The organism is Flavobacterium sp. RSP49, assembly GCF_003968735.1.
GTDB lineage: Bacteria > Bacteroidota > Bacteroidia > Flavobacteriales > Flavobacteriaceae > Flavobacterium.
In genome coordinates, this window is the sequence record NZ_RYDN01000002.1 from 55,578 (window position 1) to 67,588 (window position 12,011).

Genomic DNA, 12,011 nt, shown 5'->3' on the forward strand with positions numbered 1-12,011 from the left:
AGGCTGTAAAATTAAATATTAATATGCTATTAATTGCCTTTTTTAATCGGATTTTCTGTGAATTTTTCAACTAAAAGCCGTTCTTATTAACACTTTGATTAATTTTGTCTAATGAGGTTTTTTAAACAAATATTCGATTTTTATATAAATAGTAGTATTCACGTGGGTTTATCGTGTTATGCTTTAGTGCGAATGACGCACTATATGTTCCACATTCCAGTAGGTGAACCAGTTGCTAATTTTGTTTTTTTTGGAACTATTGTGGGGTATAATTTTGTGAAATACGATGCTTTGGCTCGATCCAAAAAGATAAAAATGCGCAAGGAACTAAAAGGGATTGCTTTGTTTAGTTTTTGCTCCCTTCTATTTGTAAGCTATTATTTCTTTATGCTGGAACGAGTGACGCAAATTACCGCTATTGTTTTTTTGAGTATTACCTTGTTGTATACGCTTCCTTTTTTTCCAAATAAAAAAAATGCAAGAAATTGGGCTGGTGTCAAAATTTATATCGTAGCATTGTGTTGGGTGGGTGTCACGCTAGGACTCCCAATTTTAGATGCGGGCATCCCAATAACCATAGATTTCTATCTAAAATGCATGCAACGCTTTATCTTGATTTTTGTATTGGTGCTTGTTTTTGAAATCATTGATATGGCACATGACGATCCGCATCTTAAAACCGTACCCCAACAAATAGGAGCAAACCATACCAAAATATTGGGACTGTTACTTTTGATTCCATTTTATTTATTGGAGTTTTTTAAAAGTAATTTAGATAAAGATCAATTGATTGTAAACTTCATTTTAGTACTGATGATTTCATTATTTTTGATTTTTGCCAATGAAAAACGATCAAAATATTATACTTCTTTTTGTGTTGAAAGCATTCCGATAGTTTGGTGGTTGTTACTTTTATTATTTTAAAAAGCACTTAATTGGTGAGTACGTTCACTAATAATAGTATTAATTTGGTGAATAGGATATTTTTCTAGTGTTGATTAAAGATAATTTTCGAGAATTTTTGAAGTAGTTTGGTCTTTGTGTACGTAGTGTGTTGGTTTTTACTGTTTATTTTCAGACAAAGCTTTTAATACTTTGTTTCTTTCGAGAATAAAATTAATCATGTGATTTTTTAGAAACAAAAAATCAAATAGCGCTCCAAAAACACCATAGGGAACCTCATAATATACTTTGTCTTTCATTACCGTAAGCCCGTTTTTTTCGTAAAAAATATGTTCATGTCGGAATGATTTGAATTTTCCTTCTTCCATTTCATCCACAAAATAATCATACTGATTCATTGCTGTTATTCGGCTTTTGTGCATCAGATAAAAACCAAAATGTTTCCCGCGCCAAGTTACCGTTTCGTTGTAATTTATTAATCCAGAAGTTACTCCGTCAATGGCCGTTTCATTTGTGGTACTGGCAGATTTTTGGTGAAAGTCGATGTCTCTGGAAATGTCAAAAACAGTTTGTATGGTAGATTTTATTTTGGTCCTAATTTTTATTTTGGTCATTACATTTGTATTTTTCGTTTGTCTTCAATAGTGATTTTTGAGCCAATGGCCAGAAATACAGATGTAGGTTTTAAATCCTCGATAAAAGCAAATTCTTTTCCATAAACACCTTCAAAATCAATTACTGACTCGTTTTTCGTTACTTCAAATTGTTGCCATCGGGGATGCGTGACTTGGTATTCAAAAGTTTGATTTTCGTTGATTTTGGTATACCCAAAATAATGCTCCGTAATAAACTCAGCTTCGGAATCCGGTGCAATTGCAATGGGATTTTTTTGGGTTGTTACCTGAATCGTATTCCATTTGTTTTTTACTTTCCATTGGTAAATAAATTCTCTGGAGTTTTCATTTACTTTCAAGGTATGTTTCATGGGTAACGTGCGGTAATGCTCATTGTAAAACGTATTAGCGACAAATGAAATGGCAAGTTTAGGGACAATTTCGCTGATAAAAACAGCACCTCTTTTCCATACACCATTTTCAAAACGCTTTACGTAAAAACGAAGATTGACCTCTTCAAAATCAGAATGAAATGGGATTTTTATTCCTAAAACGCGCACGTTTTCAAACAAGAATCCAATAAAACTAACATAACATTTGCCGTTCCATAAATCGATTTCTGTTCCTTTTGGGACATATTTCTCTAGAATTTCCGGATTGACCACATAATTAATCAGGGCTAAATTATTCCACTCGGCTTTTAAGAAACTCATTTTTTTGTTGGTTTTAATTTTTTTAGGTGTGTGAAATGCTATTAAAAAACCCGAAGCCTGTTACTTCAGATTTTCAATAAGTTTTTTCTAAACCAATCCTGCTCTTCGTAACAAAGCTTCCGGTTTTGGTTCCTGTCCTCTAAAGCGTTTGTATAAAATCATAGGGTGTTCTGTTCCTCCTTTAGAAAGGACGTTTTCCTTGAATTTAGTTGCCACTTCTTTATTGAAAATACCTTTTTCTTGAAAATATTCAAAAGCATCAGCATCCAAAACTTCGGCCCATTTATAACTGTAATAACCCGAGGAATACCCGCCTTGAAAAATATGAGAGAATGAAGTACTCATCGCGTTTTCTTTTGTATCAGGATATAATTGTGTAGCTGCAAATTGCTCGGTTTCAAAAGCTTTGATATCCTCAATATTAGAAGAATCTTGTGCATGCCAGCCCATATCTAATAACCCAAAACTCAATTGACGCATTGTTGCCATTCCTTCCTGGAAACTGGCACTTTCCTTAATTTTATGGACTAATTCCATCGGAATCATTTCGCCGGTTTCATAATGATAGGCAAACAACGCCAAGGCCTCCGGTTCGTAACACCAGTTTTCCAGAATCTGACTTGGTAATTCCACGAAATCCCAATATACTGAAGTACCGGACAAACTTGGATATGTCGTGTTGGCCAACATGCCGTGTAATGCGTGACCAAATTCATGAAATAAGGTGGTTACCTCGTTAAAAGTTAATAAGGATGGTTTTGTTTCGGTAGGTTTCGTGAAATTACAAACAATAGAAATATGCGGTCTTTCGTTAATTTCTTTTTTAACATATTGCGATTTAAAAGAAGTCATCCAAGCTCCGTTTCGTTTGCCTTTTCTTGGAAAGAAATCAGCATAAAACACCGCAACTAATTGACCGTTTTCATCTTTTACTGCGTATGTTTTTACTTCTTCATGGTATTTATCTACTTCGTAAACTTCTTCAAAAGTAATTCCGTATAATTTTTGTGCTACTGCAAAAGCACCGTCTAGAACTTTTTCTAATTGAAAATACGGTTTTAAAATTTCATCATCCAAATTGAATAATTGTTGCTTCAATTTCTCCGAATAATACGCACCATCCCATTTTTGAAGTTGCTCGATTCCGTGTAACTCTTTTGCAAAAGCGGTCAATTGTGCAAATTCTTTCAAGGCTGCCGGTTTGGCTTTTTCTAATAAATCATTCGAGAAGGTTTTTACTTTCTCCGGACTTTCGGCCATGCGCTCTTCCAATACAAAATGAGCATGAGTAGCATAACCTAAAACTTGAGCTCTGTCAAAACGCAATATGGCAATTTTCAGTACAATTTCCTGATTGTCAAATTCGTTGTTTTGAAAACCTTTGGCACCGAAAGCGATTGCCATTTCCATGCGTAATTCCCGATTGTTGGCATAGGTTACAAACGGAACATAACTGGGATAGTCCAATGTGAAAATCCATCCTTCTTTTTCTTGGCTTTTAGCCAATGAACGAGCAGCTTCGATAGTTCCGTCTGGCAAACCGGCTAAATCTGTTTTGTTAGTAATATGCAGTTGATAGGCCTGTGTTTCGGCCAAAACATTTTCGCCAAACTGCAAACTCAATTTCGATAATTCTTTATCAATTTCTCGCAATTGATTCTTTTTATCTTCCGGTAAATTCGCTCCATTTCTGGAAAAGCTTTTGTATTTTTTGTCTAAAAGCGTGGTTTGCTCCGGATTGAGATTTAGTTTTTCTCGTTGCTCATACACTGTTTTTACTCGTGCGAATAAATCCGGATTAAGACGCACATCGTTGCCAAACTCAGAGAGCAGAGGCGAAACTTCCTGCGCGATTTTTTGAATTTCGTCATTGGTTTCGGCTGAATTCAAGTTGAAAAAGATGCTTGAGATTCGGTCCAAAACGTCGCCGCTGAATGCTAATGCTTCAATCGTGTTTTCGAAAGTGGGTTTTATCGGATTTTGTATAATTGCATCGATTTCGGCTTTAGCCAATTCGATCCCTTTTTGAAAAGCAGGAAGAAAATCTTGGTTTTTAATTTTCGAAAAAGGGGCAGTATTGTACTTTGTATTGAAAGGGTGCGTTAGGATGCTCATTTGTATTTTGTAATAAAAATAATTTGATGTTTAAAGAAATCAAAGGTACGGATTTAATAAAAAAAATGGGGTTATCGAAGGAATTGATTTGGGTCAAAATAGCGGATTCAAAAGTGTTATTTAAATGTTATTTATTTCTTTTGGAAACAATAAAGCCTTAAATTGTCAAAATAAGATTGGTTTTAGAATAATAAATCAAAGAAATATAACAAACAAAAGAAAAAGATGAATTATCAAATTACAATAAATAGAGTCAATACCGTAGATGAAATTGAAGAATATTGGACAAATAAAGACTATATTAAACTCTTAGAAAAATTCGATTATCCGGATGCTGATGATGGGGATGCCGCAAGTTTAAGAGAATTATTGTTTATGGCGATAAGTGATTTCGAACCAAAAGATGCCGCTGCAATACTATTGGAATACAAATTATCAGAAGATTTAAATGAAGGTCAAATTCAGCAAATTTCAAACGATATGCTTTTAGATAAAGTATGTGAAGAATATCCTGAAATTGGATTGCATTCAACATTGTTTCATATCAATCAATTGCTTTTCAAAGCTTACAACGGTACTTTTCCTAATGCAAAAGCGACAATTGTTGAATGCGGTTTGGTCCCGGCCGAAGGAGAAAATGATAACGTACTGACTAAAGAAAATATTCTAAAACTATTAAACAACGGTTTGTCTGGCAGTAATTTGATCAAAAGATTGTTCGATTTGCCAATGACTGAAAACGCGCCTTTTCAGGAAGCAGAAGATATTTTATGGGACGTTAAGACCGCAGATAATTTGAATTATACGATTACAACTTCTGAATACTGGTTGAGTAGGGAGGATATTATTGCATCAGAATTTGAAGGAATTCTTGAAATTGTTGTTGATGCAGAATAAATTATTTCACTATCTGAATTCATAAAAAAAGCTCCGTCATGGAGCTTTTTTTTATTTTTGGAGGATTTGGGAAGCGATATTAACGGCTTCTTTCAATCCGGTTTTGTACTTAATTATTTTCTCCAGTACACCCTCGTTGTGACTTCCTATGATTTGGGCGGCAAGAATACCTGCGTTCTTGGCGCCATTTAAGGCTACGGTTGCTACGGGAACGCCACCTGGCATTTGCAGAATGGATAAAACGCTGTCCCAGCCATCGATTGAATTACTGGATTTTATAGGAACGCCAATTACGGGAAGTGGCGACATTGAAGCGACCATTCCGGGTAAATGTGCCGCACCGCCAGCACCGGCAATAACAACTGATATGCCACGGGTGTGTGCGTTCATGCTAAAATCAAATAATTTTTCAGGCGTTCGGTGTGCCGAAACGATATCGACTTCAATTTCGATTTCAAATGCTTTTAAGATATCTATGGCTTCTTGCATGATCGGCATATCTGAGATGCTTCCCATTATTACGGCTACTTTCATTGTTTCTTATTTAAAGATTTAAAGATTTAAGCATTTAAAGATTTTTGAGAAATTCAATTTAATTAATGTTTTGAATTTTTCAATCTTTAATTTTTTCAATCTTTTAATTAACTTATCACTCTAATCGTATTCTTTACCTCTTCAGCAATTCTTCGGGCTTCGTTGATGTCTTCATTAACGATGGTTACGTGTCCCATTTTTCTAAAAGGACGCGTTTGTTTTTTTCCGTAAATATGTGGTGTAACACCATCCCAACCCAGTATTTTTTCGATGTTTTCGTAGACTACATCTCCTGAAAAACCTTCTTCGCCCACTAGATTTACCATGATTCCGGCTACTTTACTGTCGGTATTCCCTAAAGGCAAATCTAGAATGGCACGCAAATGATTTTCAAATTGCGAGGTATAACTGGCTTCAATCGAGTAATGACCTGAATTGTGCGGGCGTGGAGCCACTTCGTTCACAAGGATTTTATCGTCTTCGGTTTGAAACATTTCTACGGCTAATAGTCCTACATGATTGAATTTTTTAGAAACATTCAATGCTATGGTTCTTGCTTTTTCGGCAACTCTATCATCAATCCGGGCAGGACAAATCACATATTCTACTTGGTTGGCTTGGGGATGAAATTCCATTTCTACCACAGGATACGTTTTTATTTCACCGGAAGGATTGCGACAAACGATGACAGCTAATTCTTTTTTGAACGGAATCATTTCTTCGGCAATACATTCTACATTGGCTAAATTATCCAAATCCGAAATGTGTCGAATTACTTTTACGCCATTTCCATCATAACCAAATTCCGTACATTTCCATACAAACGGCAGTTTTGTTTTCGAATCCAGAATATCAACAACGAGACTTTTTAAATTGTGAAATCGTTTGTAATTTGCGGTTGGGATGGCATGTTGAATGTAAAAATCTTTCTGAATTCCTTTGTTTTGAATGAGTTTCAACGTTTTTGGCGAAGGAAAGACCTTTAACCCTTCTTCTTCTAGTTTTACCAAAGCTTCCAGATTGACTAATTCGATTTCGAAAGTCAAAACACTTACTTTTTTACCAAAGTTATACACGGTTTCAAAATCCATTAAATCCCCTTTGAAGAATTGGTCACAAGCTATTTTGCAAGGCGCATCATCACTTGGATCCAAAACATAGGTTTGTATGTCGAACTTTCGAGTGTCAAACAATAGCATTTTGCCCAGTTGTCCGCCACCGAGAATTCCTAATTTGAAATCAGAAGAAAAATAATTCATGGTGTAATTGTATGTTGAAGCAAAGATACTTTATAATGATGGAATCCGAAAACACAATTTTATTTTCTTGGGAATTTTTATTGTAGCTTTTATAGCTTTCAATCCATTTTGAAGCCCTTTAATTTGTAATTTACTTAAAATTACAAATTAATTCCCATTTATCAATTCCCAAATCCGAATTCTGTATCTTTGCACATTATTTTAAAAATGAAAATAATGATACAACTTCACGACAAACAATTTGTTCCGTTTATTTCTGCTAAAGAAATTGATTTTGCCATCACTAAAATGGTGCAACAAGTGGAAGACGATTTTATAGATGAAATACCAGTATTTGTTGGAGTATTGAATGGTGCTTTTATGGTCGTTTCTGATTTTATGAAACAGTATAAAAAACCATGTGAAGTTTCTTTTATAAAAATGGCTTCTTATGAAGGAACTTCTACCACAAATGAGGTAAAACAATTAATAGGATTAAATCAGGATTTGACTGGACGCAGCGTTGTTATCATTGAGGATATTGTTGATACTGGAAACACTTTGGTGGAACTCAAAGAATTATTCAAAAAACAAAATGTAAAACATTTCAAAATAGCGACACTCTTTTTTAAACCGGAAGCATATACAAAAGACATTAAAATAGATTATATTGGGATTCGAATCCCAAATAAATTTATTGTAGGTTTTGGTTTGGATTATGATGGTTTAGGAAGAAATTTATCCGAAGTATATAAACTAAAAGAATAACTACCAACACATTATGACTAACATTGTTTTATTTGGAAAACCAGGAGCAGGAAAAGGAACTCAAGCAGAATTTTTGAAAGACAAGTACAAATTAACACATATTTCCACGGGAGATGTATTTCGTTTTAATTTAAAAAACAACACAGAATTAGGCAAACAAGCAAGAGTTTATATGGATGCCGGGGATTTAGTACCGGATGAATTGACTACAAAAATGTTGATTGATGAGGTAAATAAACATCCAGACACAAACGGAATTTTATTTGACGGATATCCAAGAACACTATCACAAGCCAAAGATTTAGATGCCTTTCTTGTTTCAATTAGTTCGACTGTTGCCGCAACAATTGCACTCGAAGCCGATGATGAAATCCTGGTACAACGGTTGTTAGAAAGAGGAAAAACAAGTGGTAGAATTGACGATCAAGACGAAGAAAAGATCAGAAATCGCTACCAGGAATACAATGAAAAAACAGCGCCATTAATGGATTATTATCAGGGACAAGGAAAATTTCACGCAGTAAATGGAATTGGTACCATTGCAGAAATTACCCAAAGAGTAAGTACCGTTATTGATCATTTATAGGAGCAGTTCCAGCTGTACTTTGCAAGTCCTCAAGAAAAATAGTTTTTTTACCTTTGGGCTTTCCACTGCCATCTGGGCTATAAAATTGAGGTTACAAACAACCGATTTCAAAACAAAAAATGGAGGAATCACATTTTAATACACAAACGAATCAACTAAGAAATTGGAAATACTAATAATATTTTTTCTAATACTGCTTAATGGAATTTTTTCCATGTCAGAAATCGCATTGATTTCGGCACGTAAAAATAGATTAGAAACTTCTGCAAAAAAAGGGAATAAAAATGCTCAAATTGCATTGGAATTAGCCAATTCTCCAAACAAATTTTTATCAACCGTACAAATAGGAATTACCTTGATAGGGATTCTAACTGGTATTTATAGTGGGGATAAAATCACATTTGACGTCGAAACTTACATCAATAATTTTGAGATACTCAAACCGTATGCCCATTCTGTTTCTGTTGGGATTGTTGTAGTGGTTTTAACTTTTTTTTCTATGGTTTTAGGAGAATTACTACCCAAAAGAATTGGTTTAAATCATCCGGAAACCATTGCAAAAACGGTGGCATTACCCATGAAAATTATTTCGGTAATTATGGCTCCATTCATTTGGATGTTGACGCATTCAACGGAATTTTTGTTGAGTATTTTACAAATAAAACCAACAGCTGACGGCAAAGTTACAGAAGAAGAAATTAGAGCGATTATCAAAGAAGGAACTGAAGGAGGCGAAGTTCAGGAAATAGAGCAAGATATTGTGGAACGTGTTTTTCATATTGGTGATCGGAAAATAAATTCTTTGATGACACATAGAAAATCAGTAGTTTTTCTACCTTTTCATGCGGATAAAGAACAGGTTAGAGAGTTTATGCTTAAAGAGTTGCATTCTATTTATCCTGTTTACGGTGAGAATTATGATGATATTGTAGGGGTTGTTAACCTAAAAAATATTTTTGCCCATTTTGAGAACGAAAATTTCAATTTGGCTGATATAATGACCGAAGCTCCCTTTTTGATGGAGCAAACCACGGCGTATGTAGCGTTAGAGAATTTTAAAAAAACCGGAATACATTACGCATTTGTATCTGATGAATATGGTGTTTTTCAGGGTGTTATTACACTGAATGATATTCTGGAAGCGCTGGTTGGAGATGCTTCGGATTTTTATAAAGATGATTTTCAGTTAATTGAAAGAGAAGATGGAACATGGCTGGTTGACGGACATTATTCGTTGCACGATTTTTTGACGTACTTTGAGTTAGATGAGTTAATCAATGATTACGAAGTGACTACGGTAAGCGGATTAATAATGACAGAACTATCTCATATACCCAAACAAGGAGAGAAATTAATTTGGCAAAAATTTGAGTTGGAAGTTATCGATATGGATGGCGTGAAGATTGATAAAGTGATGGTGAAAGCCTTAAAGGGTTAGAATTTGGTTTAAAGTTTAATGTGTAAAGTTAGTGTGCCGCTACTCTTTAATATTTAAACGATAAACTTTTAAACAAAAAAAAATGACTGAAGGGAATTTTGTAGATTACGTTAAAATATATGTTTCATCCGGAAAAGGAGGAAAAGGATCTACGCACTTGCACAGAGAAAAATTTATTGAAAAAGGAGGCCCGGACGGTGGTGATGGTGGTCGTGGCGGCCATGTATATTTGGTAGGGAATAAAGCACTTTGGACATTGTTTCACCTAAAGTTTGCCCGACATATTAAAGCCGGTAATGGTGGAGATGGTAGTGGCGACAGGAGTACCGGTGCAGATGGTGACGATAAATTCATCGAAGTGCCGCTGGGTACTGTTGTAAAAGATAAAGAAACGGGTGAAATATTATTTGAAATTACTGATGAGGGTGAAAAACAAATTCTTTCTCGCGGTGGGAAAGGTGGTTTAGGTAACTGGCATTTTAGAAGCTCGACAAATCAAACTCCCAGATATTCTCAACCGGGACTGCCTGGGGCAGAGATGGATGTTATTTTAGAATTAAAAGTACTGGCTGATGTAGGTTTGGTAGGTTTTCCTAATGCAGGAAAATCAACATTATTGTCAGTGTTGACTTCTGCAAAACCAAAAATTGCCGATTATCCGTTTACTACCTTGAAACCAAATCTTGGAATTGTAGCCTACAGAGATTTTCAATCTTTTGTAATTGCAGATATTCCCGGAATTATTGAAGGAGCAGCCGAAGGAAAAGGTCTTGGACATTATTTCTTGCGCCATATTGAACGGAATTCAACTTTATTGTTCTTAGTTCCAGTGGATACTCCGGATATCAAAGCGGAATATGATATTTTGGTAAATGAATTGACAAAATACAATCCCGAGATGCTTGACAAAGAGCGTTTGCTGGTGATTTCTAAATGCGATATGCTTGATGACGAGTTAAAGGCAGAGCTAAAAGTAGAGTTAGACGTTGCTTTCAAAGATGTTCCTTATATGTTTATTTCTTCTGTGGCTCAACAAGGTTTGACAGAATTAAAAGACAAGTTGTGGAAAATGTTGAACGACTAATTTTCATAAATTTCACAAAAAAGGTGTTCTAAAAAGACACCTTTTTTGTTGTCATAATTTAAGAATTAGTTACTGTTGTAGGTGTCAAATAAGAACTGTAATGTGTCAGGGACTGTATTAGCTAGTATATTAGGTATAGGAGTATCCTTATGAAGCCAGTTTTCTATAATTAAATCAAAATTATCACCTGCTTCATAAACTACTGGAACCCCCATTTTTTTTAGTGCTGCAGCATTACACTCCTGCTCATAATGATTTCGTATAGGAATGGTGAGTATTTTTTTTCTAAGATACAATGCTTCTGCGGGTGTCTCAAATCCACCACCGGTTATGACACCATGACAGTTGATTAAGCTTTGATTGAACTGTTTTTGATTTACAGGATAATACGTGATGTTGCCAATGGTATGTTTGAGTTTTACATCATTTAAAAACCAGTGAAAATTAATTTCGGAGCGTTTATTAAACGCTTTTTCTAAACAATCTTTTTGGAAAGACGGTAAATAAACCGTTATGTGTTTTAAGTCTTTTGGTTCGGCTTGTATGATTTCATCTTTAATAATTGGAGGGAGAATGAAAGAATCGTATTTCTCAAAATGTAATCCAATATATTGTGGAGAAGGGGCATAATGTTTTAGAATTATTTCTCCCATAAGGCTTTTTTTTTCTGGTCTTGGTGTTAGTTTTGACGCAAAACTAGCTTGATGTCCAAATTGTACCGAATGTACTTTCTGTAATTTACAAGCAAGAGAAGTAATTGAATCAAAATCATTTATTACAACATCATAATTTTTTAAAGGCAGCGAGCTTGCGTCTTTGAACATCTGTATTGGTCTAATGTTTTTTGCAATATTCCAGTAGTTCAAGCCACCACATTTACTGTAGTGCAAGCTGCAACCGTCGCTTTTGTATTTTACCGGTAAATCAATTTTTAGGCTAGCATTATTTCCACTCATGAAGAAGTCTACAGTGCCAAATTTTTGTAAATAAGGATAAAGTTGCATAGCTCTACTGATATGACCGTTGCCAGTTGCTTGAATTGCATAAAATATTTTCATGTTTGTTATTTAGATTGGATTATAACTGATTTCTTTTAAATATGGATTTATTAGGATAAGATG

12 protein-coding genes are annotated in these 12,011 nt (G+C 34.8%); 6 read left to right on the forward strand and 6 right to left on the reverse strand.

Features of this window, described 5'->3' with window-relative positions; genetic code table 11:
- Positions 1-111: 111 nt before the first annotated feature.
- The gene (locus tag EKM02_RS01820; protein WP_126451779.1) at positions 112-924 is read left to right on the forward strand and encodes a hypothetical protein; all 813 of its coding nucleotides are present in this window, start codon (positions 112-114) and stop codon (positions 922-924) included.
- 137 nt (positions 925-1,061) lie between these two features.
- Here the strand turns inward: EKM02_RS01820 and EKM02_RS01825 are convergent, their stop codons facing one another.
- The 3 genes from EKM02_RS01825 to EKM02_RS01835 form a co-directional block, all read right to left on the reverse strand.
- On the reverse strand, positions 1,062-1,517 hold the full coding sequence (locus EKM02_RS01825) for an SRPBCC family protein (RefSeq protein ID WP_126451780.1): 456 nt from the start codon (positions 1,515-1,517) through the stop codon (positions 1,062-1,064).
- Positions 1,517-2,230 carry a YqjF family protein gene (locus EKM02_RS01830; protein ID WP_126451781.1) on the reverse strand — a complete coding sequence of 238 codons (714 nt, stop codon included), beginning with the start codon at positions 2,228-2,230 and terminating at the stop codon, positions 1,517-1,519. Before EKM02_RS01830 ends, EKM02_RS01825 begins: the two co-directional genes overlap by 1 nt.
- An 87-nt stretch (positions 2,231-2,317) precedes the next feature.
- Complete coding sequence (locus EKM02_RS01835; protein ID WP_126451782.1) at positions 2,318-4,345, reverse strand: M3 family metallopeptidase; 2,028 nt, start codon at positions 4,343-4,345, stop codon at positions 2,318-2,320.
- Positions 4,346-4,570: 225 nt separating this feature from the next.
- On the opposite strand from EKM02_RS01835, the gene EKM02_RS01840 reads away from it, so the two are divergent.
- Entirely contained in the window at positions 4,571-5,242 is a 672-nt protein-coding gene (locus EKM02_RS01840) for a hypothetical protein (protein ID WP_126451783.1), read from the forward strand.
- Positions 5,243-5,293: 51 nt separating this feature from the next.
- Here EKM02_RS01840 and purE read toward each other — a convergent pair whose 3' ends face one another.
- Complete coding sequence (gene purE / locus EKM02_RS01845) at positions 5,294-5,776, reverse strand: 5-(carboxyamino)imidazole ribonucleotide mutase (protein WP_126451784.1); 483 nt, start codon at positions 5,774-5,776, stop codon at positions 5,294-5,296.
- Between the two features lie 107 nt (positions 5,777-5,883).
- The gene (locus EKM02_RS01850) at positions 5,884-7,035 is read right to left on the reverse strand and encodes a 5-(carboxyamino)imidazole ribonucleotide synthase (RefSeq protein ID WP_126451785.1); all 1,152 of its coding nucleotides are present in this window, start codon (positions 7,033-7,035) and stop codon (positions 5,884-5,886) included.
- A gap of 216 nt (positions 7,036-7,251) precedes the next feature.
- On the opposite strand from EKM02_RS01850, the gene hpt reads away from it, so the two are divergent.
- The 4 genes from hpt to obgE all read left to right on the forward strand — a co-directional run bounded on the left by hpt (position 7,252) and on the right by obgE (position 10,890).
- Positions 7,252-7,782: a hypoxanthine phosphoribosyltransferase gene (hpt, locus tag EKM02_RS01855; RefSeq protein ID WP_126451786.1), complete on the forward strand. Its 531-nt coding sequence runs from the start codon at positions 7,252-7,254 to the stop codon at positions 7,780-7,782.
- 13 nt (positions 7,783-7,795) lie between these two features.
- Complete coding sequence (locus tag EKM02_RS01860) at positions 7,796-8,368, forward strand: adenylate kinase (protein ID WP_126451787.1); 573 nt, start codon at positions 7,796-7,798, stop codon at positions 8,366-8,368.
- A 163-nt stretch (positions 8,369-8,531) separates the two neighbouring features.
- On the forward strand, positions 8,532-9,806 hold the full coding sequence (locus tag EKM02_RS01865; RefSeq protein WP_126451788.1) for a hemolysin family protein: 1,275 nt from the start codon (positions 8,532-8,534) through the stop codon (positions 9,804-9,806).
- Positions 9,807-9,888: 82 nt separating this feature from the next.
- A complete protein-coding gene (gene obgE / locus EKM02_RS01870) occupies positions 9,889-10,890 on the forward strand; it encodes a GTPase ObgE (RefSeq protein ID WP_126451789.1) in 1,002 nt (333 codons plus the stop codon).
- 65 nt (positions 10,891-10,955) lie between these two features.
- On the opposite strand, the gene EKM02_RS01875 is transcribed toward obgE, so the two are convergent.
- Positions 10,956-11,948 (reverse strand): glycosyltransferase family protein, encoded by a 993-nt coding sequence (locus tag EKM02_RS01875; RefSeq protein WP_126451790.1) that lies wholly within the window; start codon positions 11,946-11,948, stop codon positions 10,956-10,958.
- Positions 11,949-12,011 lie beyond the last annotated feature (63 nt).